Raw genomic sequence first — 24,209 nt, forward strand, 5'->3', positions numbered from 1 at the left:
CTCACATATTGGGGTAGTTCGGCCCGCCGCCGCCTTCCGGCGTCACCCAGGTGATGTTGCGGTTGGGGTCCTTGATGTCGCAGGTCTTGCAGTGCACGCAGTTCTGCGCGTTGATCACGAAGACCTCGTCCGTCCCGGCGCCTTCTGCCTTCTCCACCCATTCATACACGCCGGCCGGGCAGTAGCGGTTGGAGGGGCCGGCATAGATGTCGTGCTCGGAGCGCTTCTGCAGCTCCATGTCCTTCACCTTGAGGTGGATCGGCTGGTCCTCCTCGTGGTTGGTGTTGGAGAGGAACACCGAGGACAGCCGATCGAAGGAGACCACGCCGTCCGGCTTGGGATAGGCGATCTTCCGCGAGTCCTTGGCCGGCTTCAGCGTGTCCGAGTCCGGCTTGCCGTGCCCGAGTGTGCCGAAGGGCGACCACTTCAGCAGCGTGTTCGCCCACATGTCGAAGCCGCCCAGCGCGATGCCGACATAGGTGCCGAACTTCGACCAGAGCGGCTTGACGTTGCGCACCTTCCACAGATCGGCGCCGATCGCCCCGGTTCGCCAGCCGGCCTCATAGCCCTCCAGCACGTCCTGCGCCCGGCCCGCGGCCAGCGCGGCGGCGGCCTCCTCGGCGGCGAGCATGCCGGAGAGCACCGCATTATGGCTGCCCTTGATGCGGGGCACGTTGACGAAGCCGGCAGCGCAGCCGATCAGCGCCCCGCCGGGGAACACCGTGCGCGGCACCGACTGGAAGCCGCCCTCGGTGATCGCCCGCGCGCCATAGGACAGCCGCTTGCCGCCCTCCAGCTGCTCGCGGATCAGCGGATGCGTCTTGAAGCGCTGGAACTCCTCGAACGGCGAGAGATACGGGTTCGAATAGTTCAGGTGAACCACGAAGCCCACCACCGCCTGCCCGTCCTCGAGGTGATAGAGGAAGGAACCGCCGCCGGTGTCGGACGACAGCGGCCAGCCGAAGGAATGCTGCACCAGCCCCGGCTTGTGCTTGGCCGGATCGAGCTGCCACAGCTCCTTGAGCCCGAGGCCGAATTTCGGCGGCTCGCGGCCTTTGTCCAGCTTGAAGCGGGCAATGAGCTGTTTGGAGAGCGAGCCGCGCGCGCCCTCGGCGAACAGCGTGTACTTGCCCCGTAGCTCCATGCCGCGCGCAAAGTTCGGGCCTGGCTTGCCGTCGCGGCCGATGCCCATATCGCCGGTGGCGACGCCTGTGACGGCGCCGTTCCCGTCGAACAGCAGTTCGGCGGCGGCGAAGCCGGGATAGATCTCGATGCCCAGCGCTTCGGCCTTGCCGGCCAGCCAGCGGCACACATTGCCGAGCGAGCCGACATAATTGCCGTGATTGTTCATCAGGGGCGGCATCAGGCCGTTGGGCAGCCGCAGCCCTCCGGCCGGGCCCAGCAGGTAGAAGCGGTCCTCGGTCACCGGCGTCTTCAGCGGCGCGTCGGGCGCTTCGCGCCAGTCCGGGAACAACCGGTCGAGGCCGATGGGATCGATCACCGCGCCGGACAGGATGTGCGCGCCGACCTCCGAGCCCTTCTCGACGACGACGACGGTGAGGTTCTCGTCGAGCTGCTTCAGGCGGATCGCCGCGGCGAGGCCCGCCGGCCCGGCGCCGACCACCACGACGTCATAGTCCATGCCCTCGCGTTCGGGCAGTTCGGCCGCGTCCATCTCACTCTCCGGCACGTAATCTGTTGTCTGGACTTCTTCCACGCTTGCGCCGACCTGACAATCGCCGCCGCGACGCGATAAGATAGGTTATGGACCTTTCCAAAGATCCGCGTGAGCCCGACCCGCGCGCCGCCCTTGCCGATTTGCTCGCCTTCTATGCCGAGGCCGGGGTCGATGCCGCTCTCGGCGACGCTCCGGTGGACCGATTCGCCGAAAGCGCCGCCGAGCGCAGCGCACCGCGCGCCGCGCCACGGCCAGACGCCGCCGCCCCCGGCGCCGCGCTGCCCGTCGCGGCATCGCCCGGCACCGCCGCCGCAAGGCGGGAGATCGCGCGTGCGCCTGCCCCGTCTCCCGGCGCCCCGTCTCCAGGCGCCCCGCCGCCACCCGACCGCGCCGCCGCCGATGCCCGCGAGGCCGCGGCCTCCGCGCCCGATCTCGACGCGCTGCGCGCGCTGATGGAGGGCTTCGACGGATGTGCGCTGAAGCTCACCGCCAGCCGCCTCGTCTTCGGCGACGGCAACCCGCGGGCGCGGCTGATGCTGGTGGGCGAGGCGCCCGGCCGCGACGAGGACATCGAGGGCAAGCCCTTCGTCGGCCGCTCCGGCAAGCTGCTCGACCGCATGCTCGCCGCCATCGGCATCGACCGCACGAGCGCCTATATCGCCAACGTCATTCCCTGGCACCCGCCCGGCAATCGCACGCCGACGCCGCAGGAAACCGCCATCTGCCTGCCCTTCATCCGCCGGCAGATCGAACTGGTGAACCCGGACGTGCTGGTTTGCCTCGGCAATCCGTCGACGCAGACCCTGCTCGGCAGCAAGGACGGCATCACCAAGGCGCGTGGCCGCTGGATGGAATACGACACCGGCACGCGCCGCATCGCGGCGCTGGCGACCTTTCACCCGGCCTATCTCCTGCGCACCCCGCTCGGCAAGCGCATGGTGTGGCGCGACCTGCTCGCCATCGAGCGCAAGCTCGCCGAGACGAAACCGGAAGCCGGCTGAGAGAACGATCGGTTCCTTTCTCCATGGTCGCCCCGCACGTCTCATCCGGCACCCCGATCAACGGGTAAGCTGCCCGCCCGGAACCGAACCGGCCAACGGCCGGCTATCGGCCGCGGGAAGATTTCATCTGCCGGAAAACCTTCAAGGCGACGGGCCGGACAGGGCGGGATCGTGCCCTCCGCCCGACCCGGCGCGCGGCAGCCGCGTCCTCCTGCGGCCTGATCTCCGTCATCTCCGCGTCGGCCAAACCAAGTTAAGACCTGTTCCATTCTGAACGGTGACCGCGTAGAGTTTCCCTAGCGGCGCACCGTCGCCGCGTCGGATAGGGGCATGCCGATGGAATTCGATCCGGTTTTGCTGGCCCGCATTCAGTTCGCCTTCACCGTCTCCTTCCACATCATCTTTCCCAGCTTCACCATCGGCCTCGCGGCCTATATCGCCACGCTGGAAGTGTTGTGGCTCACCACCGGACGCGAGCATTTCCACCGCATCGCCCGCTTCTTCACCAAGATCTTCGCCGTCTCCTTCGGCATGGGCGTGGTGTCGGGCATCGTGCTGTCCTACCAGTTCGGCACCAATTGGAGCCATTTCTCCCGTGTCGTCGGCAATGTCGTCGGCCCGATGATCGGCTATGAGGTGCTCACCGCCTTCTTCCTGGAGGCAACCTTCCTCGGCATCATGCTGTTCGGCTGGAACCGGGTGCCCAAGGGGCTGCACGTCTTCGCCTCTATCGCGGTGGCGGTCGGCACCAGCCTCTCGGCCTTCTGGATCCTCGCGGCCAATAGCTGGATGCAGACCCCGGCCGGCCACGAGGTCATAGACGGCATCGCCTATCCGGTCGATTGGCTCGCCGCCATCTTCAATCCGAGCTTCCCCTATCGCTTCGCGCATATGGTCACCGCCTGCTACCTCACCACCGCGCTGGTGGTGCTGGCGATCGGCGCCCGCTACGTCTATGCCGGCCGCTACCCGCAGGACGGGCGCACCATGATGCGCATGGCCATCGGCCTGATCGCCATCCTCGCGCCGATCCAGGCCTATATCGGCGATGCCCACGGCCTCAACACGCTGAAGCACCAGCCGGCCAAGATCGCCGCGGTGGAGGCGAACTGGGGCGGCCATCCGCCGGGAGCCGGCGTGCCACTGGTGCTGTTCGCCATTCCCAACGAGGAGACCGAGAGCAATGATTACGAGATCTCGATCCCGCATCTCGGCAGCCTCATCCTCACCCATAGCTGGACCGACGGTTTCGCCAGCCTGAAGGATTTTCCGCGCGAGGACCGCCCGCCACTGCTGGTGCCGTTCTTCGCCTTCCGCATCATGGTCGGGCTCGGCGTGCTGATGATCGCCCTCGGCTGGGTCGGCGCCTTCCTGCTCTGGCGGCGCCGCCTGTTCGAGACCGACTGGTACCTGTGGCCGACGCAGTTCGTCTGGCCGGTCGGCTTCATCACCATACTGTCCGGCTGGTTCGTCACCGAGGTCGGCCGCCAGCCCTGGGTGGCCACCGGCATCCTGCGCACCGCCGATGCCGTCTCGCCGGTGGAGGGCTGGGCGGTGGCCACCACGCTGGCGCTGTTCGTCATCGTCTACGGCATCGTGTTCTCCGGCGGCATCTACTACATCAACCGGCTGATCGTCCGCGGCCCGACCGGCGCCTCCATCGACACGCCGGACCAGGGACTGCCGAGCCAGCCGATCTCCGGCGCCCGCGAGGCCGCTCGCGCCGCCATCCAGCAACCCGGGGAGTGAACGCCATGGTCAGCCTCGGCATGGAATATTATCTCCCGGTCATCTGGGCGCTGCTGCTCGCCGTCGCCGTCGCCCTCTATGTCGTGCTGGACGGCTTCGATCTCGGCATCGGCGTCCTGTTTCCCTTCGCCCGCAGCGAGGTGGAAAAGGACCAGATGATGAACTCCGTCGCCCCGTTCTGGGACGGCAACGAGACGTGGCTGATCCTCGGCGGGGGCGGGCTGCTCGTCGCCTTCCCGCTCGCCTATTCGATCCTGATGCCGGCGCTCTACCTGCCGGTGATCTTCATGTTGCTGGCGCTGGTGTTTCGCGGCGTCGCCTTCGAGTTCCGCCACGTCGCCGACACCAGCCGCTTCCTGTGGAACATCTCCTTCGCCGGCGGCTCGACGCTCGCCGCCTTCTTCCAGGGCGTGCTGCTCGGCGGCTTCGTGCAGGGCATGAAGGTGGAGAACAACGCCTTCGCCGGCGGTGCGCTCGATTGGGCGACGCCGTTCGCGCTGCTCTGCGGGCTGGCGGTGACCGCCGGCTATGCGCTGATCGGCGCGGTCTGGCTGATCCTGAAGACCGACGGCGCCGCCCAGGCCCGCGCCCGCCATCACGCCCGGCTGCTGCTGCCGGTGGTGCTCATCTTCATGGGCATTGTCAGCCTGTGGACGCCGATCGCCTTTCCGCGCATCGCCGACCGCTGGTTCTCGCTGCCGAACCTCTATTACCTGGCGCCGCTGCCGCTGCTCACCCTGCTGCTCGCCGGCCTGGTGTGGCGCTGGCTGGAGCGCGGCCACGAGCACCTGCCGTTCCTCGGGGTGATCGGGCTGTTCCTGCTCGGCTATGCCGGCATCGGCATCTCGATCTTTCCGCACCTCGTGCCGCCGGCGCTCACTGTCTGGGAGACCGCGGCGGCGCCGGCGAGCCAGGTGTTCATGCTCATCGGCACGGTGTTCATGCTGCCGCTGATCCTCGGCTATGTCGCCTTCGTCTACTGGACCTTCCGCGGCAAGGTCCGCGCCGGCGAGGGCTATCACTAGCCCGCATGAGCCGGCGGCATTCTATTCGGCCGCTTCGCTCTCCCGCGCCAGCCGCAGACGGATCGGCGCGAAGGAGGTGCGGTGGTGCCGGCATACGCCGAGCCGCTCCAGCGCCTCGCCATGTTCGGGCGTGCCGTAGCCCATGTGCCGCTCGAAGCCGTAGCCGGGATTGAGCCGCCCGAGTTCGCCCATCAGCCGGTCGCGCGTGACCTTGGCGACGATGGACGCCGCGGCGATCGAGGCGACCAGCCCGTCGCCGCCGATGATCGCCCGCGCCGCGCATGAGACCGGCGGCAGATCATTGCCGTCGACCAGCAGCAGCCGCGGCGCGCGCGGCAGGCCCTGCGCCGCCCGCGCCAGCGCCCACAGCGTCGCCTGGCGGATATTGGTGGCGTCGATGCGCGCCGGCGGGGCGAAGGCGACCGACACCTCCGCCGTCTCGCAGATGATCTCGTACAGCGCTTCGCGGCGCGCGGCAGTGAGCTTCTTGGAATCGTCGAGCCCTTCCGGCACCCGCGCCGGATCGAGGATCACCGCCGCCGCCACCACCGGCCCCGCCCAGGGGCCGCGCCCGACCTCGTCGGCGCCGGCCACCGGTACGTCGCCTGTCCGCCAGGCGGCAGCCTCATGGGCGAAATCGGGACCGGAACGGGGGAGCGGGCGCGGCGGCATTTTTCAGGGCGATTCGAGAGCGAGAGATTGTGCGCCGACCATGCGTCTCTATGCTGCCGGACGCAACGCCCGCAGCGCGCCCTCGTGTCGCCACAGGCGCGGTATGTGGATATCGGCAGGCTCGGGACGCGCCGCGCGGCGGCAGCCGTCTGCGGGCTGCTTTATACGGGCGATGCGATGAACTGGTCGGAACGCTTACAGGAATTCGTCACCTTCTGGGTCGTTCTCGACCCGATCGGCACCTTGCCGGTGTTCCTCGCGGTCACCGCCGGGCTGTCGCCCGCCGCGCGACGGAAGGCGGCGGTGCTGGCGGTGATCATCGCCTTCGCCGTGCTGGTGTTCTTCGCCTTGGCCGGGCACTTTCTGCTCAATGCGATGGATGTCTCCATCGCCTCGTTCCAGATCGCCGGCGGCATCGTGCTGTTCCTGTTCGCGCTCAGCATGATCCATGGCGGCCATACCCAGAGCGCGCATCCCGAGATCGACGCCAACCCGATGGACATCGCCGTCTACCCGCTGGCCATTCCCTCCATCGCCGGGCCGGGCGCGATGCTGGCGGCAGTGGTGCTGTCGGACGATGCCCGGCACGACGTCACCGATCGCATGCTGACCCTCGGCACCATGAGCGTGGTGCTGCTGGTCACCCTCACCATCCTGCTCTGCGCCGGCTTCCTGTCGCGGCTGATCGGCCGCGGCGGCGGCGCGATCATCTCGCGGGTGATGGGCATGATCCTGGCGGCGATGGCCATCGATCTCATTCTCAGCGCCACCGCCGGCTGGCTGAACCTGCCGCCAATCTGAACGGAACGGGTCCGTGCCGGCCGCTCAGGTCTCGACCGGCGGCGGCGAGCCGAGATGCTTGGCCAGGAACGTGCCGGTGCGGGTCCAGGCGAGCGCTGCGGCCTGGGGATCGTAGCGCGTCGGGCTGGTATCGTTGTTGAAGGCGTGGTTGGCGCCCGCATAGATGTGGATGGTGAAGTCCTTGCCGGCTTTCTTGAGCGCCTCCTCATAGGCCGGGATGCCTTCATTGATGCGGGTATCGAGCCCGCCATACTGCAGCAGCAGCGCCGCCTTGATGTCCGGCACCTTGTCGAGCGGCGGCTGCGCGCCGTAATAGGCGACGCCGGCCTTCAGCTGCGGGCTCGCCTCGGCGAGCAGGTTGACCATGCCGCCGCCCCAGCAGAACCCCACCGCCCCCACCGATCCGGTCGAGGCCTCGTGGCGGGCGAGGAAGGCCACCGCATCGACGGCGCGCGCCAGCGTGGCCGGGCGGTCGAGCGCGGCGATCATGTCCCGCGCCTTGTCCTCGTCGGCGGGCGTGCCGCCATCGGCCGAAAGCAGGTCGATGCCGAAGGCAAGATAGCCCTCGAGCCCCAGCCGGCGGGTAATGTCGCGTATATGCGGATTGAGGCCGCGGTTTTCGTGGATCACCAGCACCGCCGGCCGCCGGGCATCGACGCGCTTGGCCCGTACGAGCAGGCCGCTGACATTCTTGCCGCCGGACAGGAAGCTCGCCGTCGAGATGTCGAGCCGCGGATCGTCCTCGGCGACGACGGCGGCGCGGGCATAGTCATTGGAGAGCAGCGGCAGCACGGCGCTTGCCGCCGCCACCGAGCCGGCAAGGGTGATGAGCCGGTCCATGAAATCCCGCCGGCCGATCTGGCCATGGGTGAAGCGGTCGTAGAGATCGATGATGCGCTGGTCCATTGGCGTTCCTCCCAGGGAACCGGCAGGGTGGACCCGTTCGCCGCCGCGCGCACATCAGAAACCAGCGAGCGGCCCCTGCGCCACGAATGAGGGAGCTTTCCGGAGCGCCCGCCCCGCCATCTGCGGAAGCCGCCAAGCAGAAAGGGCGCAGCTTCCGCCGCGCCCTTTCCAATTCCACAGCTCACGGACCTCGATCGGAAGTCCATGCTTTTCCGAAGCCGGGCTCGCCCGGCTCCGGCACTCACAACCGCAGGGGCGGAGTGGATTTCGTCAGAAATCCATGCCGCCCATGCCGCCACCCGGCATGGCCGGAGCGGCAGCTGCCGGCTTCGGCAGCTCGGCAACCATGGCTTCGGTGGTGATCAGCAGGCCGGCCACCGAGGCGGCGTCCTGCAGCGCGGTGCGCACCACCTTGGCGGGGTCGACGATGCCGGCCTCGATCATGTCGACGAACTCTTCGGTCTGGGCGTTGAAACCGAAGTTCTGGTCCTTCGATTCCTGTACCTTGCCGACGACGATGGAGCCTTCCACGCCGGAATTCTCGGCGATCTGGCGGATCGGCGCCTCAAGCGACTTCAGGACGATCTTGATGCCGGCCTGGATGTCGGCATTGTCCGAGGACAGCTTCTCGACCGCCTTCTTGGCGCGCAGCAGCGCGATGCCGCCGCCGGGCACGATGCCTTCCTGCACCGCCGCGCGGGTGGCGTTCAGGGCGTCGTCGATGCGGTCCTTCTTCTCCTTCACCTCGATCTCGGTGGCGCCGCCGACGCGGATCACCGCGACGCCGCCCGCGAGCTTGGCCAGGCGCTCCTGCAGCTTCTCGCGGTCATAGTCCGAGGTGGTCTCCTCGATCTGCACCTTGATCTGCGCGACGCGGCCCTCGATGTCCTTCTTCTTGCCGGCGCCGTCGACGACGGTGGTCTTCTCCTTCTCGATGATCACCTTCTTGGCGCGGCCGAGCATGGCGAGCGAGACGCTCTCAAGCTTGATGCCCAGCTCTTCGGAGATCACCTGGCCGGCGGTGAGGATGGCGATGTCCTCGAGCATGGCCTTGCGGCGGTCGCCGAAGCCGGGCGCCTTCACCGCCGCGACCTTCAGGCCGCCGCGCAGCTTGTTCACCACGAGGGTCGCAAGGGCTTCGCCCTCGACGTCCTCGGCGATGATGACCAGCGGCTTGCTCGACTGCACCACGGCTTCGAGAACCGGCAGGATCGCCTGCAGGCCGGAGAGCTTCTTGTCGAAGATCAGGATGTAGGGATCGTCGAGGTCGACGATCATCTTCTCGGCATTGGTCACGAAATACGGCGAGAGGTAGCCGCGGTCGAACTGCATGCCCTCGACCACTTCGAGCTCGGTCTCGGCGGTCTTGGCTTCCTCGACGGTGATGACACCCTCATTACCGACCTTCTGCATCGCGCCGGCGATCATCTGGCCGATCGAGGCATCGCCATTGGCGGAGATGGTGCCGACCTGCGCGACTTCGTCGGACGACTTCACCTTCTTGGCGCGCTTGGTGATGTCCTTGATGGCCTCGGCGGCGGCGAGGTCGATGCCACGCTTCAGGTCCATCGGGTTCATGCCGGCGGCCACCGACTTGGCGCCCTCGCGGACGATCGCCTGGGCGAGCACGGTGGCGGTGGTGGTGCCGTCGCCGGCGAGGTCGTTGGTCTTCGAGGCCACTTCGCGCACCATCTGGGCGCCCATGTTCTCGAACTTGTCCTCGAGCTCGATCTCCTTGGCGACGGTGACGCCGTCCTTGGTGATGCGCGGGGCGCCGAAGCTCTTGTCGATCACGACGTTGCGCCCCTTGGGACCCAGCGTCACCTTCACCGCGTTGGCGAGGACGTCGACGCCGCGCAGCATCTTTTCGCGCGCTTCGACGGAGAATTTAACTTCCTTGGCAGCCATGGGGCTCGCTCCTGACTAAATATCTGGGCCGGCTCCCCCGCTGCCTCGACGGGCGCGGGGCGTGCCGGTCGGGATGCCGGCGGCCGGTGTCAGCCGACGATGCCAAGCACGTCGGATTCCTTCATGATGAGGTAGTCGACGCCGTCGAGCTTCACCTCGGTGCCGGACCACTTGCCGAACAGCACGCGGTCACCGGCCTTCACATCGAGCGGAACCAGCTTGCCGGCCTCGTCGCGGGCGCCCGGGCCGGCGGAGATGACTTCGCCCTGCGAGGGCTTTTCCTTGGCGCTGTCGGGGATGATGATGCCGCCGGCGGTCTTCTCTTCGGCATCGATGCGCTTCACCACGATGCGGTCGTGCAGGGGACGGAACTTGAGCTTGGCCATCGTTGATCCTCGGCTATTCCTCTGTGGCGCCGGCACGGCGCCGGCATGACACCCGCGGGGGCAGGCCGGCTGGCACTCGGGGCGAATGAGTGCCAAAGCCGCTGCCGAGATAGGCAGGCCATGAGGCGGAGTCAAGGCGAGGAACCGGGGGCGGCGGCGAATTCCCGCGGTACGGGAACCCGCCCCTCGAAACGCCGAAAGGCCCGACCCGCGTGTGGCGGGCCGGGCCTTCCGGAATCGGCAGGTCGGTAAGGCGTCAGGAGGCCTTCTTGATGGTCTTCTCGACCGAAGCCTTGATCGGCTCGGCGGTCTCGTTCGCGACCTTCTGGGCCAGCACCGAGAGATCCTTGGCCTGGGCCGAGAGCACGTCGAACTGCTTGCGCAGGTGGCCGGTGGAGATCTCCACCGCCTCGGACAGGCTCTTGGTGCCCAGCAGGGCGCTGAAATAGTCGAAGGTGGAATTCACATTGGCGCGCAGGGCCTCGAGCGCCAGCGTGTTGTACTCGGCGACGCCCTTGGAGGCGGTGGTGTAGGTGTCCTCGAGGAGGTCGGTGGTCTCCTCGGCATGCGACTTAAGCTTCTCATAGGCGTCGCGGGCGTTCTGCACGCTCTTCTCGGTCAATTCACGCACCGCGGCGGGAACTTCGAGATTGGGAATGTCGAACTTCGGCAGCGCCGTCTCGAACGCCGCGGTGGCGGCCTTCACGGTCTTCTTCGGGGTCGGGGTAGCGGTAGCCTCGGTCATGGCTTGGTCCTCGCGTTCACGGGTGCTCAATCAAGTCGCCCGTCCACGCCTGCGGCGCGGATCGGGAACGGCGCTCGGAAAACGCGAGCGGGATGTCCTCCCGCCCTTTCCGACTTCGCATTGCTTATTTGTGCAATGCAATATCATATTGCAATGCACAATCAACCCCGGCTGCGCAAATTTTTTGCCGGGGTGCCTCCCGAAAGACTGAAAAGACGGCATCGCCAGGCGGGACGGCGCCGAACAATAGCCCGGACACCGCGCCGGCGGCGTCACTCCTGCGCAGCGGGCCGCGGGGCCTCGGGTGCCGGAGCCGTCGCCACAGGCTCGGCAGCCGCAGGCGCTTCGGTCGCCGGCGGCTCCTTGGAAGCCGGCGACGGCACGGTCGCGGACTTCGGCGCGGCACGCCGGCCCCTCGCAGGCTTGATAGACACGGCAGCCTTGTCCTCAACAGGAGCTTTGGGCGCAGCCGGCGGCTCGGGCGCCGCCGGAGCCTTGGGGGCAGCGGCACGCCGGCCCGCCGGAGGCTTGATGGCCGGGGTCTTGGCGGCAGGGGTCTTGGCGGCAGGGGTCTTGGCGTCCGGCGCAGTAGCCGGCGAGGATTCGGCGACCGACGCCGGCTTTGAAGGTGCGGCGGCCTTTGTTGCGAGCGGGACCGTTGCCGTCGCCTTGGCCGCCGCGCGCTTCGCGGCTGAGGGCTTGGTCGCCGCACGCGCACGCTTCGCCGTCGCCGGCTCGACCGCCGCTGCGGCCTGTGGCGCCGCCGTGACGCTGGGTTTCGTCGCGCCCCGCTTCGCGGCCACCGGCTTTGCCGAAACCTCTGCCGCCGGCTCGATCGCCGCCGGGGCGGCCGCAACCGCCTTGGCAGCGGCAGGCATGGCCGAAACCGGCTTGGCAGCGCTAGGTTTGGCAGCGGCAGGCTCGACCGTCGCCGGCTTCGCGGCAGCCGCGGGGGCCGGCGGCGGCTCAGCCTTGGACACGCCGGCGCGAGCCGTCGGGCCGTTCGGCTTGGCGCCACCGCTTTCGGCGGCGGCGAAGCCGGCCTGCGACAGCACCCGGACCTGCTCGCCGAGCCGCTGCGCCTGCCGGGTCACGAATTCCTCGTTCAGCCGCCGCCATTCCTCCAGCGACGAGGCGCGTGCGAGGCGGCCGGCGAACTCGAAGGCGGCGGCGATATTGGCGGCGGCGAAATCGACCGTGGTCCGCCCAAATCCCCGGGCGTTCTGCTGGGCGGTGTCCACCCGGCGCTCGACATCGCTCAGCGCCTTGTGGGCGGCGCCGAACATGTTGTCGACGGCCGAGCGTGCCTGGTCCACGCCCTGCTCGGCGAAGTTCCGCAGGTGGTTCGGAATGTCCAGCTTGGGATCCTGGGCCATCGACGTCCTCCCCTCACTCTGCCGGCATGATACCGCAGCGCACGCTAGCGTCTATGCGCAGCGTCACATACAACTAAAGTATCGTCCGCCCTGCGAAAGGCAACCGGAATCGGGGTTGGCGTCTGGTCGCATCCGGTTAACCGCGAAACGCGAAGCGTCCCGCCGGCCGGCGGGACGGCATGGCGCGAGGCCGCCGCCCGCCTTATGATCGCGGCGATGGAGGCCTCCTGCGCGCCTCCGCTGGCTTTTCCCGTCCCCGTGGGAGCGAACAGTTCGGGTTCATGACGACACCGACCGACGGACACGACGCCGCAGGCACTGGCGCACACGCGGTGAGCGCGCTGCTCGCCGAGCCCCGCATCGCCGCCGCGCTGGCGGCGCGGGCGCCGGCGCTGCTGGTCGATGCCGCCGGCCGCCTGCTCGCCGGCAATGCGGCCGGCCGCGCCCTGATCGGCGAGGCGTCGATGGCGCTGGCGCGCGATCTCGCCGGCCTTGCCGCCCGTAGCGCCGCCCGCGGCCATGGCGGACATCGGCTGGAAAAGCTGCGGCTTCCCGCCCGGCTCACCCCGGTCACTGTCGCCTGCACGCTGGTCGCCGCCGCCGGCCACCGCGCGGTGCTGCTGGTCGCGCTCGATGCGCCGGCCTCGTTCAGTGCGCGCCGGCCGGATGCGGCCATGCCCGCCTTTGCTCCCGAACCGGCAGCGCCGCCGGAGCCGGTCGCGCCGGCGGCGGCAGCGTCGCCGCCGCCCGCCACCGTGCCGTTGCCGCCGGCGAGCCCCCCGGCCAAGCGTTTCACCTGGCGCACCCGCGCCGATGGCCGGCTGGATCCGGTCGATGCGCGTCTCGGCGCGTTGCTCGGCCGTCCGGTACAGGACATCGCCGGACGCAGCTGGGCCGAACTCGGCGCGGTGCAAGCGCATCAAGCGGCCATGGCCGGCGTGAGCTTCACGCATCTGCCGGTGGAACTGACCGCCGCCGCCGGGGTGACGCTGCATGCTGAACTCGGCGGCGCGCCGCTGCGCGAGGGCGGCATGCGTGGCTTCGGTGTGGTGAAGGGCCGTCCATCCGCCCCCCTGCCGCCGCAGGAAGCCGCGGCGGCGCCTGTCGCCGCCGAGCCCGTCCCCGCCGTGCCGACGGCAGCGACCGAGGACGTGCCACCGGCCGATCCGGCCGGTGCCCCCGCCGCGCCGCCGCCCGTCGAAGCCACGCCCGCGGCCACGCCGCCGGCCGCCGAGCCGCCGCGGCCGGCCTCTCCCGCGGTCGCCCCGGCCTCGGAGGCCCCGCGGCCGACCCTCAGCCTGGTGCCGCCGATCCCCAATGTCGTGCCGTTACGCGCCGGCGAAGGCAACCGCGCCGACACCGCCCGCGGCGATGCCGCGCGCGCCTCCTGGGAGGGCCTGTCGACCGGCGAGCGCAACGCCTTCCGCGAGATCGCCCGCGCCCTCGGCGCCCGCATCGAGGGCATGGACGTCGACCCGGTGGACGTGCAGGCCGACCTGCCGACAGACCTGCCGGCGGACCACACGGCGGATTTGCCCGTCGATCTTCCGCCCGCTTCGGCCGGCCTTTCACCCGAGGCGCCGTCAACGCCCGCGGATGCCGAGCTCCCCTCCCCGCGAGCGGCCACCCCATCGCCGGCACCCGAACTCCGCGCGCCCGAACCGCCGCCGCCCGCGCCGCTCCCGGTGGTCCCGGCGCCGGAATCCTCCGCGCCCTCGCGCGCTGCCACGGAGGATCCCGCCCGCCGCGACGGCCTGCGCCGCAGTCTCTCCGAGGCCGAGCGGCCGGTGCTCGACCGTCTGCCGGTCGGCCTCGTCGCCTGGCGCGGCGACCGTCTCCTCTACGCCAATCGCACCCTGCTCGACTGGACCGGCTATGCAGATACCGGCGCCATGCAGGCGGGCGGCGGGCTTGCCGGCCTGTTCGGCGGCCCCGCCGCCACCGAGGGGCAGGACGGCGCCGCGCTGTCGATCCTCACCCGCACCGGCGTGCCGATCGCGGTGGAGGCGCGGCTGATGTCGGCCCCCTGGGACGACGCCCCGGCCATGCTCTACCTGCTGCGCCGCCTGGGCGAGCCGGCGGACGAGCGGCAGCGGCAGGCGGAGCTGGCGCTGCGCCAGTCGGAATCGACCGCCCGCGAGCTGCGCGCGATCCTCGATACCGCCACCGATGGCGTGGTGCTGATCGACGCGGCGGGCGTCATCCTGTCGATGAACCGGCCGGCTGAAGCGCTGTTCGGCTTCGATTCCGCCGAGGTGCAGGGCGAGACCTTCACCTTGCTGTTCGCCCCCGAAAGCCAGCGCGCCGCCGTCGACTATCTCGACGGCCTCGCCTCCAACGGTGTCGCCAGCGTGCTCAATGACGGGCGCGAGGTGATCGGACGGGTGCGCGAGGGCGGGCTGATCCCGCTGTTCATGACGGTCGGGCGGGTCGGCGAGGACTCCACCAAGTTCTGCGCCGTGCTGCGCGACATCACCCAGTGGAAGCGCGCCGAGGAGGAACTCACCGAGGCCAAGCGTCTCGCCGAGCGCGCCAACATGGCCAAGTCCGACTTCCTCGCCAAGATCAGCCACGAGATCCGCACCCCGCTCAACGCCATCATCGGCTTTTCCGAGGTGATGATGGAGGAGCGCTTCGGGCCGGTGGAGAACCAGCGCTACCGCGACTATCTGCGCGATATCCACGCCTCCGGCGGCCATCTCATCTCGCTCATCAACGATCTGCTCGATCTGTCGAAGATCGAGGCCGGCAAGCTCGATCTGTCCTTTACCAGCGTCGCGCTCAACGAGATCGTGCAGCAGGGCATGGCGATCATGCAGCCGCAGGCCAATCGCGAGCGCATCATCATCCGCTCGTCGCTGGCCGCCGACCTGCCGCCGGTGGTGGCGGATGCGCGCTCGATCCGCCAGATCATCCTCAATCTGGTGTCGAATTCGGTGAAGTTCACCCGGCCCGGCGGGCAGGTGATCCTGTCGACCGCCCTCACCTCCGCCGGTGAGGTGGTGCTGCGGGTGCGCGACACCGGCATCGGCATGTCGGAGGCCGATATCGCCATCGCCATGGAGCCGTTCCGGCAGATCGCCACATCCGGCCAGTCCGGCTCGGGCGGCACCGGGCTCGGCCTGCCGCTGACCAAGGCGCTGGCGGAAGCCAACCGCGCCTCCTTCACCATCCGCTCGGCGGTGGAGTCCGGCACGCTGGTCGAGATCACCTTCCCCTCGACCCGGGTGCTGGCGGAATAGAGCCGGCCGGACCGGGGCTCAGGGCGGCGTCACGATACCGGCAGCTTCCCTGCGCGGCCCGAAAAGCGGCCGCGCGGCGCCGGAGCGGCGGATCAGCGATTGCGGATCGGGCAGCAGCACCGGGTCGTCCCAGTCTCCCCGCACCACGAAGGGCAGCTCGAACGGGCTGGCCGTCCCGCTGGCATCCTTCAGCATGGCGGTGCCGGCGAGATCGAGGTCGCGCGCCAGGATCGAGGCGGTGCCGTTCATCCGCACCGCCAGCCGCGCGCTGTCGATGGAAAGCGCGGTGAGGCTGGCGACGCCGGCGGTGATCGTCGCTTCCGCCGCGATGCTGTCGAAGCCGGTGCGGCCGCCGCGCAGATTGCCGACGCCGGACAGCGGGCGCTCCGCCAGCCGCGCGAGGATGCGCGGCGCATCGATGCCGACCAGCGCCCCCGTGGCGCCCTGCAGCCGGAAGCTGCCATCGAGGCTGCCGACGATACCGGCAATGTCGCGGCCGCTGCCGGCGGCGGTCAGCCGGAACGAGCCGGTCCCCTCGAGCCGCTGGGTGCGGAAGATATCGCCGAGCGCCTGGGCGAGCGCGACGTCTTCGCAGACGAGTTCGACCCGCACCTCGGTGCCGGCCGCCACCGGCGCCACCTGGGCGGAGGCGCGGAAGATGCCTTGCCAGCCCTCGGCCTCTCCGATGGCGAGCGACAGCTTGCCTGCCTTCACCACCGCGCTGGCGGCGAAGCGCTCCAGCTTGGTGCCGCCGACGCGCACCTCGCCGGCCGAGAGCCTCAGATCGAGGTCGAAGCGCCCCAGCCGCTGCGTCTCGATCGGATCGCGGTTCCAGTTGCGGCCGTCTGGGTCCGCCAGCACCAGCTGGCCATAGGGCGCGAGATCGAGCGTCCCGGTGGCGAGCGAGCCCTGGATGCGCGGGCGCCCCTCGTCGAGGCGCAGGTTGAAGCCGCCCTCGCTGACATTGCCGTCGAGTTCCAGCCGCACCCGGCTCAATGCCGCCGACTGGCCGGAATACAGCATGTCGGCCTTCAGCGTGAACGGGCCGAAGCCGCCCTCGGTCGGCGCGTCGAGGCCGAGCCAGTCCAGCGTCGCGCGCACCGAGCGGGCGGCGGCATAGACGGCTCCCTCGCCGGAGAGCCCGCTGGAAAATCCGAAGCTGCCTTCATAGGAGAGATCGCCGAGCGGTCCGGAACTCGAGGCGCGCAGACGGGCATTGTGCCCTTGGGCAAGCGCGCCGAGCTGCGAGAAGGCGACGTCGACCTCCATCGGCTGGTCGTGCCAGATCAACCCGCCATCGAGGTTCAGCGAATTGCCGCCCCGCCAGTCGATGGTGGCGTTCATCCGCGCCGTGGTGAGGATGGCGCCATCGGCATCGGTGAGGCGCAGCAGGCCGTCCGTCACCCGGATCTCGCCGGCCAGCGTGCCGGTGCCGATGCGGCGCAGCAACTCGGCGAGCATGGCGGAGTTGGAGACGCGGTCAGGAACGATCAGCACCGGGTCGGCCAGCGCAATATAGTCGGCGCGCGCGGCGCCGGTGACCAGCGGCAGCAGATCGAGCACGATTCGCAGATGCGGCACGCTCAGGCTGGCGCCGTCATCCTGCCCGATGCGGACGCCCTGCATCTCCAGCGCCGGCCAGGGCAGCACTTCGAAGCGCACGTCACCATCGATCGCCGCGTCCAAGCCGGTCGCGGCGCGCATCAGCTCGAGCGCCTCGGCACGCAGCCGCTCCTGCGAGGCGAGCTTGGGAGCAAGGGCGGCGCCTACCACTACAAGGAGGAGCGGCAGCAGCAGGATCGCCAGCAGTTTTCTCATCGCGTGTCGCCACAACCCCGTCGGCATTCCGCATGCTGCGCTGCCCGTCGCTTGCTAATCCGACGAACCACCCCTCCCGTCGTCGACCGGCGGCGAACTGGCATAAAACCAATTGCCGACATAGTGCAACATCCTGTCCCTCTGTGTCTGTTTCATGGCCTGACAAGTTGTGGACCCGGCGCTATGAATTCGCCGGGTGCGACAAATCCTCAACAAACGCCACCCGACAAACACCGACGATACCGTCGCTGCTGGAGCCTGGGAGGGAACCTTTTATGAGTGCGGATACCGATCTGCCGCTATGGACGCCGAGCGAGGAACGCGTCGCACGCACCGCCGTCGTCGCTTTCATCCGCGCCGTCAACCAACGCCACGGCACCGCACTTGCCAGCTATCGCGACCTGCACGCCTGGTCGATCGCCGAGCCGGCCGCCTTCTGGGAGGCGGTATGGGAACTCGGCGAGGTGATCGGCGAGCGGAGCGGACCCGCCCTCGTCGATGGCGACCGCATGCCCGGCGCCGCCTTCTTCCCCGAGGCGAAGCTGAACTACGCCGAGAACCTGCTGCGCCCGCGCGATCCTGCCAGCCTCGCCATGGTGTTCCGCGGCGAGGACAAGGTGGAGCGGCGCGTCAGCTTCGGCGAACTCACCGCCCTGGTCTCCCGCCTGCAGCAGGCGATGAAGGCCGCCGGGGTCGGCATGGGCGACCGGGTGGCGGCGACCATGCCCAATCTGCCGGAGACCATCGCCATCATGCTGGCGGCGACCTCGCTCGGCGCCATCTTCTCCTCCTGCTCGCCGGATTTCGGCGAGCGCGGCATTCTCGACCGCTTCAGCCAGATCGCGCCGAAGCTGTATTTCGCCGTCGATGGCTATTGGTATTCCGGCAAGCGCGTCTCCATCGGCGACAAATTGCGCGCGGTGGTGCCGCATCTCGACAGCGCGGTGAAGACCGTCATCGTGCCCTATCTCGGTGAGTCCGAGGAGGTCGCGGCCGGCCTGCCCAACGGTGCCTCGCTGGACGCCTTCCTCGGCGATTTTGCCGCCGCCCCTCTCCGCTTCGAGCCGGTGCCGTTCAACCACCCGGTGTTCATCCTGTTCTCCTCCGGCACCACCGGGGTGCCGAAATGCATCGTGCATGGCGGCGGCGGCACGCTGCTCCAGCACATCAAGGAGCACCGGCTGCACTGCGATCTGCACCCCGGCGACCGGCTGTTCTACTTCACCACCTGCGGCTGGATGATGTGGAACTGGCTGGTCTCCGGCCTCGCCAGCGGGCTCACCCTGTGCCTGTTCGACGGCTCGCCCTTCGCGCCGAAGCCGTCCGTGCTGTTCGACTATGCCGAGCAGGAAGGTTTCGCGCTGTTCGGCACCTCGGCGAAATACATCGATTCGCTGCGCAAGGAAGGGCTGCGCCCGGTCGACACCCACGACCTGTCGAAGCTGAAGGCGCTCACCTCCACCGGCTCGCCGCTGGCGCCGGCGGACTTCGCCTATGTCTATGAGGCGATCAAGCCGGACCTGCACCTCGCCTCGATCTCGGGGGGCACCGACATCGTGTCCTGCTTCGTGCTCGGCGATCCCACCTCGCCGGTCTATCGCGGCGAGATCCAGGCGCCCGGCCTCGGCATGGCGGTGGAGGTGTGGTCGGACGACGGCAAGCCGGTCACCGGCGAGCGCGGCGAGCTGGTCTGCACCCGCCCCTTCCCCTGCATGCCGGTGATGTTCTGGAACGACCCGGAGGGAGCCAAGTACCACGCCGCCTATTTCGAGCGCTTCGACAATGTCTGGTGCCATGGCGATTTCGCGGAATGGACCGCGCATGGCGGCATCATCATCCATGGCCGCTCGGACGCAACGCTGAACCCGCAGGGCGTGCGCATCGGTACCGCCGAGATCTACGCCCAGGCCGAGCAGGTGCCGGAGATCCTGGAAGCCCTCGCCATCGGTCAGGAATGGGACAATGACGTGCGCGTCGTCCTGTTCGTGCGGCTGAAGGCCGGGGCGGCGCTCGATGTGGAGCTGGAGAAGCGCATCAAGACGCAGATCCGCGTCGGCGCCTCGCCGCGCCATGTGCCGGCGAAGATCGTCGCGGTAACCGATATCCCCCGCACCCGCTCGGGCAAGATCACCGAGCTTGCGGTGCGCGAGGTGGTACATGGCCGGCCGGTGAAGAACACCGAGGCACTGGCGAACCCGGAAGCGCTCGACCTCTACCGCAACCTGCCGGAACTGGCGAACTGAGCGGCAGATCGCCACCCGCGCGACCTGCCCCCTCTCGCACTTCTGTCGACGTCATGGAGTATGCAAGAGGAACGCCGCCCCCCACACAACCTGCTCCCTCTCCCCGTCGGGGAGAGGGGTGGGGTGAGGGGTCTTCCTGGCTTCCCAAGGTCGCCCCCTCACCGCCTCTCCTGCGCGGCTACGTCCTCACCGGGGTAGCGGGAAGAAGGAGCCGGCGACTCGGAATGACGGATTTCAGCGATCGCGAGACAAACGGCTGCCCCACCCAGGCGGCCCTCACCCGGCGTGCGGGCGCGACAGCCGCGCCAGCAGGATCACCGGGATGAGCCCCACCAGCACGATGACCAGCGCCGCCAGCGCGCCGTCCTCGTAGGAGCCGCGGGCGGCTTCGCCATAGACCTGGCTCGCCAGCGTCTCGAAGTTCAGCGGGCGCAGCATCAGCGTCGCCGGCAGTTCCTTCATGCAGTCGACGAACACCAGCAGCGCGGCGGTGCCGAGCGCCGGGCGCAGCAGCGGCAGGTGGATGCGCCGCACCACCCCGCCCGGCGCCTCGCCGAGCCCGCGCGCCGCCATGTCGAGGCTCATGCCGACCTTCTCGTAGCCGGTCTCCAGCGCCCCGACCGGGATGGCGAGGAAGCGGATGACATAGGCGATGATCAGGGCCGCTCCCGAGCCGGAGACGATCAGCCCCAGCGCCGGCCCGCCGAGCGACCGGACGGTGGCGGCGACCAGATTGTCGAAGCCGGCCAGCGGCACCAGCAATCCCACCGCCAGCACCGTGCCGGGCACCGCATAGCCGAGGGCGGCGAAACGCAGCAGCATCAGGGAGCGTACCGTGCCGGTACGGGCGGCGATCGCCAGCAGCAGCCCGCATCCGAGCGCGAGCACGGTGCCGATGGCGGCGAACAGCGCCGTGTTCAGCGCCTCCGGCAGCAGCGTCTCGGGCAGGCCGCGAAACATGAAGCGGCCATAGGCGGCGTTGACCAGATGCCCGGCCGGCACCAGGAAGCCGAGCGTCACCGGCACCAGGCAGGCGAGGAAGGCGGTCGCCCCCGCCCATGCGGAGAGTTCGCGCCGCATCGGCGGGCGGGCGCGGTTGCCGACATTGGCATGGCTGATATGCCGCCGGCCCCAGCGCTCCAGCATGACGAGGCCGACCATGATCACCAGCATGAACAGCGCGATCTGCGCCGCGCCGGGCAGGCTGGAGCGGTTCAGCCAGGTGGAGTAGATCGACAAGGTGAGCGTCTGCACCCCGAGAAATTCCGAGGCGCCGATATCGTTCACCGTCTCCATCAGCGCCAGGGTCACGCCGACCGCGATCGCCGGGCGCGCCAGCGGCAGCGCGATGCGGAAGAAGGTGGCGGTGGCGCCGTGCCCCAGCGTGCGGGCGGCATCCAGCGCCGAGGCGGTCTGCACCAGGAAGGCGGCGCGCGCCGGCAAGTAGACATAGGGATACAGCACGAAGCCGAGCAGCAGGATGCAGCCCCAGATGTTGCGCACCTCCGGCAGCCACAGGTCGCGCGGGCTCTTCAGGCCGAGCAGCGCGCGGATCGCGCTGGGGATCGGCCCCAGCGGATGCACCGCGTCGACATAGACGAAGGCCTGGATGTAGGTGGGGATGGCAAGCGGGAGCAGCAGCGCCCATTCGAACAGCCCGCGGCCGGGGAAGCGGCAGACCGCCACCAGCCAGGCGGTGCCGGTGCCGATGGTGCCGGCGATGATCCCCACGCCCAGCACCAGCATCGCGGTGTCGGTGATGGCGACCGGCAGCACGTTGCGCAGGATGTGCGGCCACAGGTCGCCGGTGCCGTGGGCGGCGGTGGCGAGGAGAGCGGCGAGCGGCAGCAGCACCAGCCCGACAATTGCGAGCGCGCCGAGACGCATGAGCCGGCCGGCCGCGCCGGAGATGCCGGAAACGCTGGAAGGCCGGTAGGTCGCCGGGGAACTCATCGCCAAGGTAGCGTCACCACGCGCGGAGCGACTTTCGAAGCCGTCGGCCTCGAAACGGGAACGCGCCCGTTGCGGGAACGGGCGCGCGCAGAGGGCGGAGCGGCGTCAGCCGCCCCGTTTGCCGGATCAGTTGTCGAAGCCGACCTTGTCGACGAGATCGGCGGCGGCCTTGCGATACTGGCCGATCTTCACGAGGTCGAGATTGTCGATCTTCAGCGGCCCGAAGGCGGCGATGATCGGGTCGACCGGCGAGCCGGCGACGACCGGATACTCGAAATTCGCCTTGGCATAGACGTCCTGCGCCTCGTGCGAGACCAGGAATTCCATCAACTTCAGCGCGTTCGCCTGGTTGGGGGCGTTCTTGGCCACCGAGGCGCCGGAGACGTTCACATTGGTGCCGCCGCCCTCGAAGGTCGGCAGGATGACGTTGATCGCCTCGGCCCATTTCTCCTGCTCGGGGCCGCCCTTGCCGGAGCGCATCAGCCCGACATAGTAGGAATTGGCAACGCCGAGGTCGCAGATGTCGCCGAGGATGTCGCGGGCGTTCTCGCGGTCGCCACCGGCCGGCTTGCGGGCGAGATTGGCCTTGAGGCCCTTCAGCCATTCCTCGGCCTTGGCCTCGCCGTGATGGGCGATATAGGCGGCGATCAGCGCGGTGTTGTAGGGGTGCTTGCCCGAGCGGATGCAGATCTTGCCCTTCCACTTGGGATCGGCAAGGTCTTCATAGGTGATGGCCTCGAGCTTCACCCGGTCCTTGGAGGCGTAGACCACGCGCCCGCGCATCGAAACGGCGAACCACTCGCCGTTCGCGCCACGCAGATTGGCGGGGATCGCCTTCTCCAGCACCTCGGACTTGACGTTCTGCGTCACGCCCTGGTCGACGAGGTCGAGCAGGTTGCCGATATCGACGGTCATCAGCACGTCGGCGGGCGAAGCGGCGCCCTCGGCCTTCACGCGCTCGGCGAGGCCTTCCTTCACGAAGACGGTGTTGACCTTCACGCCGGTCTTCTCGGTGAAGGCGTCGAATACCGGCTTGGCGAGCGCCGGCTCGCGGGTGGTGTAGACGTTCACCACTTCTTCCGCGCTCGCACCCAGCGGCGCGAAAGCCGCGGTGGCGGCGACGAGACCGCCCAGAATCGTGCGCCGCGCCAGAATGCCGACCTGCTTCGTCCTCATGCGTTCCTCCTCCTGGCGCGCCCGCCGGCTGCCGCCACGGTTGCGACGGTACGCGCCTGCCCATGCCGCTGCGTTAGAAGAGGCCCGATGGCTGGTCAAACAAAAGATAAGTGATCTCAATAATTTATAGTTATTCTAAGTTAAATCTGAACATCGGCACGCGCAAAAAAGGCCGGTCTCGCGACCGGCCTTCGATGCTTTCCCGCGATGGGACGGCAGGTGCCTCAGCCGAGTTCGCCGATATGGTGCTGGGCGTAGAGTTGCACACCGAGCCGGGCGATCAGGTCGAGCTGGGTCTCGAGGAAGTCGATGTGGCCTTCCTCGTCCGCCATCAGTTCCTTGAACAGGTCACGGCTGGGATAGTCCTTCACCTCGTCGCAATAGGAGGCGGCCTCCTGGTAGAGCGCGCGCGCCTCGATCTCGGCGGCGAGATCGCATTCGATCACTTCCTTGATGTCCTGGCCGATCCGCAGCGGATCGAGGACCTGCAGATTGGGGAAGCCTTCGAGGAACAGGATGCGATCGACGAACTTGTCGGCGTGCTGCATCTCCTCGATGGATTCGGCACGCCACTTGGCGGCCAGCTTCTTGAAACCCCAATTGTCGAGCATGCGGTAATGCAGCCAATATTGGTTGATCGCCGTCAGCTCCGAGCGCAGGCCGCGGTTGAGATATTCGATGACCTTGGTGTCGCCCTTCATGGCCTCGCCTTTTCGATGGTTCGAGCTTAGGCCCTCTTTTTAGAATTGTTCCAATCGAATGACAAGCCGTTGGCAGGCCACGACGGCACGGTTTTCCCGCGCCAATCCGCCGTCACGCACGAGCCGATGGTCGGGCAAGACTTGAAGACCAGCATGTTCAGGGGAAGCGAGCACGCCCAGATGGCGCCCCGGAGGGGCACGCTCAAGCTGGCACGCTAAAGCTGCCGCGATCCCGCGCCGGGTGCGGCAAGCCGCAGAGGATGGGAATGCCGCTATTCCGCCGCCAGCAGATTGGCCGGGACGAAATCGGCGAGAACCGGCTCGGCGGCATGATCGTGGGGATGCTCGTGGGGGTGATCATGGGCATGCGCATGTGCGGCGCAGTCCAGCGGGCAGGCGCCGCAGGCCGGGGCGTTGATGTCGTCGATCAGCTTGCGGATGGTACGGGCGCAGCGGCCGCATTGCGGGCTGCAACCAAGGCAGCGATACACTTGTCCGGCAGTGCGCACGCTCGCCTCGGGATCGGCGATGGCGGCGCGAACCTGCGTGTCGGACAGCACGTTACACGAACACACAATCATCGTGCGGCGGAACCAAGTGACCAGCTATTTAGAATAATTCTAAATTTATGCCTGTATTTCACTTCTCGCGTCATTCCGTCCCGCCGTCAATCGGGAAAACCCGATCATGCGATCACAGGAACGAATATTCACCTTCGCACGCTCCAGTTTTTATCATTTCTAGTCTGGAGAGAACACTTTTTATATGAATTCCAGACTGAAGCGCCTCTGAACACTGGCCGTTGCCATGGACATGCCGCCCTTGCCCC

Annotated in this window: 18 protein-coding genes; 6 read left to right on the forward strand and 12 right to left on the reverse strand. The window is 68.6% G+C overall.

The window, feature by feature from the left end:
• Position 1 precedes the first annotated feature (1 nt).
• Positions 2-1,675, reverse strand: a complete 1,674-nt coding sequence (locus tag J2X65_RS10620) for an electron transfer flavoprotein-ubiquinone oxidoreductase (RefSeq protein ID WP_310200882.1) — start codon at positions 1,673-1,675, stop codon at positions 2-4.
• Positions 1,676-1,764: 89 nt separating this feature from the next.
• Here J2X65_RS10620 and J2X65_RS10625 point away from each other — a divergent pair, with 89 nt between their 5' ends.
• The 3 genes from J2X65_RS10625 (at position 1,765) to cydB (ending at position 5,453) form a co-directional block, all read left to right on the forward strand.
• A complete protein-coding gene (locus tag J2X65_RS10625; RefSeq protein WP_310200883.1) occupies positions 1,765-2,679 on the forward strand; it encodes a uracil-DNA glycosylase in 915 nt (304 codons plus the stop codon).
• A gap of 336 nt (positions 2,680-3,015) precedes the next feature.
• Positions 3,016-4,428, forward strand: a complete 1,413-nt coding sequence (locus J2X65_RS10630; RefSeq protein WP_310201060.1) for a cytochrome ubiquinol oxidase subunit I — start codon at positions 3,016-3,018, stop codon at positions 4,426-4,428.
• 5 nt (positions 4,429-4,433) lie between these two features.
• Positions 4,434-5,453 (forward strand): cytochrome d ubiquinol oxidase subunit II, encoded by a 1,020-nt coding sequence (gene cydB, locus J2X65_RS10635; RefSeq protein ID WP_310200884.1) that lies wholly within the window; start codon positions 4,434-4,436, stop codon positions 5,451-5,453.
• Between the two features lie 21 nt (positions 5,454-5,474).
• Here the strand turns inward: cydB and J2X65_RS10640 are convergent, their stop codons facing one another.
• Entirely contained in the window at positions 5,475-6,125 is a 651-nt protein-coding gene (locus J2X65_RS10640) for a ribonuclease HII (RefSeq protein WP_310200885.1), read from the reverse strand.
• A gap of 105 nt (positions 6,126-6,230) precedes the next feature.
• On the opposite strand from J2X65_RS10640, the gene J2X65_RS10645 reads away from it, so the two are divergent.
• The gene (locus tag J2X65_RS10645; RefSeq protein ID WP_310200886.1) at positions 6,231-6,926 is read left to right on the forward strand and encodes a MarC family protein; all 696 of its coding nucleotides are present in this window, start codon (positions 6,231-6,233) and stop codon (positions 6,924-6,926) included.
• Positions 6,927-6,950: 24 nt separating this feature from the next.
• Here the strand turns inward: J2X65_RS10645 and J2X65_RS10650 are convergent, their stop codons facing one another.
• From J2X65_RS10650 to J2X65_RS10670, 5 genes are all read right to left on the reverse strand, one after another.
• Positions 6,951-7,832 carry a dienelactone hydrolase family protein gene (locus J2X65_RS10650; RefSeq protein WP_310200887.1) on the reverse strand — a complete coding sequence of 294 codons (882 nt, stop codon included), beginning with the start codon at positions 7,830-7,832 and terminating at the stop codon, positions 6,951-6,953.
• A gap of 270 nt (positions 7,833-8,102) precedes the next feature.
• The gene (gene groL / locus J2X65_RS10655; protein WP_310200888.1) at positions 8,103-9,740 is read right to left on the reverse strand and encodes a chaperonin GroEL; all 1,638 of its coding nucleotides are present in this window, start codon (positions 9,738-9,740) and stop codon (positions 8,103-8,105) included.
• Positions 9,741-9,829: 89 nt separating this feature from the next.
• Positions 9,830-10,126 carry a co-chaperone GroES gene (gene groES / locus J2X65_RS10660; protein WP_310200889.1) on the reverse strand — a complete coding sequence of 99 codons (297 nt, stop codon included), beginning with the start codon at positions 10,124-10,126 and terminating at the stop codon, positions 9,830-9,832.
• Positions 10,127-10,382: 256 nt separating this feature from the next.
• A complete protein-coding gene (locus J2X65_RS10665) occupies positions 10,383-10,871 on the reverse strand; it encodes a phasin (protein WP_310200890.1) in 489 nt (162 codons plus the stop codon).
• A 272-nt stretch (positions 10,872-11,143) separates the two neighbouring features.
• The gene (locus J2X65_RS10670; protein WP_310200891.1) at positions 11,144-12,247 is read right to left on the reverse strand and encodes a phasin family protein; all 1,104 of its coding nucleotides are present in this window, start codon (positions 12,245-12,247) and stop codon (positions 11,144-11,146) included.
• 281 nt (positions 12,248-12,528) lie between these two features.
• Here J2X65_RS10670 and J2X65_RS10675 point away from each other — a divergent pair, with 281 nt between their 5' ends.
• Entirely contained in the window at positions 12,529-15,489 is a 2,961-nt protein-coding gene (locus J2X65_RS10675; protein WP_310200892.1) for a PAS domain-containing sensor histidine kinase, read from the forward strand.
• An 18-nt stretch (positions 15,490-15,507) separates the two neighbouring features.
• Here J2X65_RS10675 and J2X65_RS10680 read toward each other — a convergent pair whose 3' ends face one another.
• Entirely contained in the window at positions 15,508-17,307 is a 1,800-nt protein-coding gene (locus J2X65_RS10680) for an AsmA family protein (RefSeq protein ID WP_310200893.1), read from the reverse strand.
• Between the two features lie 275 nt (positions 17,308-17,582).
• Between J2X65_RS10680 and J2X65_RS10685 the strand changes: the two genes are divergently transcribed.
• Positions 17,583-19,550: an acetoacetate--CoA ligase gene (locus J2X65_RS10685; RefSeq protein ID WP_310200894.1), complete on the forward strand. Its 1,968-nt coding sequence runs from the start codon at positions 17,583-17,585 to the stop codon at positions 19,548-19,550.
• A gap of 276 nt (positions 19,551-19,826) precedes the next feature.
• On the opposite strand, the gene J2X65_RS10690 is transcribed toward J2X65_RS10685, so the two are convergent.
• From J2X65_RS10690 to J2X65_RS10705, 4 genes are all read right to left on the reverse strand, one after another.
• Positions 19,827-21,503: an iron ABC transporter permease gene (locus tag J2X65_RS10690; protein WP_310201061.1), complete on the reverse strand. Its 1,677-nt coding sequence runs from the start codon at positions 21,501-21,503 to the stop codon at positions 19,827-19,829.
• A gap of 126 nt (positions 21,504-21,629) precedes the next feature.
• A complete protein-coding gene (locus J2X65_RS10695) occupies positions 21,630-22,679 on the reverse strand; it encodes a Fe(3+) ABC transporter substrate-binding protein (RefSeq protein ID WP_310200895.1) in 1,050 nt (349 codons plus the stop codon).
• Positions 22,680-22,903: 224 nt separating this feature from the next.
• Positions 22,904-23,380 (reverse strand): bacterioferritin, encoded by a 477-nt coding sequence (bfr, locus tag J2X65_RS10700; RefSeq protein WP_213364846.1) that lies wholly within the window; start codon positions 23,378-23,380, stop codon positions 22,904-22,906.
• A gap of 272 nt (positions 23,381-23,652) precedes the next feature.
• A complete protein-coding gene (locus J2X65_RS10705; protein ID WP_310200896.1) occupies positions 23,653-23,961 on the reverse strand; it encodes a (2Fe-2S)-binding protein in 309 nt (102 codons plus the stop codon).
• Positions 23,962-24,209: the final 248 nt, after the last annotated feature.

The sequence above is a fragment of the Ancylobacter sp. 3268 genome, from assembly GCF_031456575.1.
Taxonomy (GTDB): domain Bacteria; phylum Pseudomonadota; class Alphaproteobacteria; order Rhizobiales; family Xanthobacteraceae; genus Ancylobacter.

What these genes read in the sequence shown, in the direction of transcription:
- J2X65_RS10650 (WP_310200887.1), bottom strand. Translation starts at nt 7,832, where the DNA reads ATGGACCAGCGCATCATCGATCTCTACGACCGCTTCACCCATGGCCAG.
- J2X65_RS10705 (WP_310200896.1), bottom strand. Translation starts at nt 23,961, where the DNA reads ATGATTGTGTGTTCGTGTAACGTGCTGTCCGACACGCAGGTTCGCGCC.
- J2X65_RS10670 (WP_310200891.1), bottom strand. Translation starts at nt 12,247, where the DNA reads ATGGCCCAGGATCCCAAGCTGGACATTCCGAACCACCTGCGGAACTTC.
- J2X65_RS10695 (WP_310200895.1), bottom strand. Translation starts at nt 22,679, where the DNA reads ATGAGGACGAAGCAGGTCGGCATTCTGGCGCGGCGCACGATTCTGGGC.
- J2X65_RS10665 (WP_310200890.1), bottom strand. Translation starts at nt 10,871, where the DNA reads ATGACCGAGGCTACCGCTACCCCGACCCCGAAGAAGACCGTGAAGGCC.
- J2X65_RS10620 (WP_310200882.1), bottom strand. Translation starts at nt 1,675, where the DNA reads ATGGACGCGGCCGAACTGCCCGAACGCGAGGGCATGGACTATGACGTC.
- cydB (WP_310200884.1), top strand. Translation starts at nt 4,434, where the DNA reads ATGGTCAGCCTCGGCATGGAATATTATCTCCCGGTCATCTGGGCGCTG.
- J2X65_RS10685 (WP_310200894.1), top strand. Translation starts at nt 17,583, where the DNA reads ATGAGTGCGGATACCGATCTGCCGCTATGGACGCCGAGCGAGGAACGC.
- bfr (WP_213364846.1), bottom strand. Translation starts at nt 23,380, where the DNA reads ATGAAGGGCGACACCAAGGTCATCGAATATCTCAACCGCGGCCTGCGC.
- J2X65_RS10625 (WP_310200883.1), top strand. Translation starts at nt 1,765, where the DNA reads ATGGACCTTTCCAAAGATCCGCGTGAGCCCGACCCGCGCGCCGCCCTT.
- J2X65_RS10630 (WP_310201060.1), top strand. Translation starts at nt 3,016, where the DNA reads ATGGAATTCGATCCGGTTTTGCTGGCCCGCATTCAGTTCGCCTTCACC.
- J2X65_RS10675 (WP_310200892.1), top strand. Translation starts at nt 12,529, where the DNA reads ATGACGACACCGACCGACGGACACGACGCCGCAGGCACTGGCGCACAC.
- J2X65_RS10690 (WP_310201061.1), bottom strand. Translation starts at nt 21,503, where the DNA reads ATGAGTTCCCCGGCGACCTACCGGCCTTCCAGCGTTTCCGGCATCTCC.
- groES (WP_310200889.1), bottom strand. Translation starts at nt 10,126, where the DNA reads ATGGCCAAGCTCAAGTTCCGTCCCCTGCACGACCGCATCGTGGTGAAG.
- groL (WP_310200888.1), bottom strand. Translation starts at nt 9,740, where the DNA reads ATGGCTGCCAAGGAAGTTAAATTCTCCGTCGAAGCGCGCGAAAAGATG.
- J2X65_RS10680 (WP_310200893.1), bottom strand. Translation starts at nt 17,307, where the DNA reads ATGAGAAAACTGCTGGCGATCCTGCTGCTGCCGCTCCTCCTTGTAGTG.
- J2X65_RS10640 (WP_310200885.1), bottom strand. Translation starts at nt 6,125, where the DNA reads ATGCCGCCGCGCCCGCTCCCCCGTTCCGGTCCCGATTTCGCCCATGAG.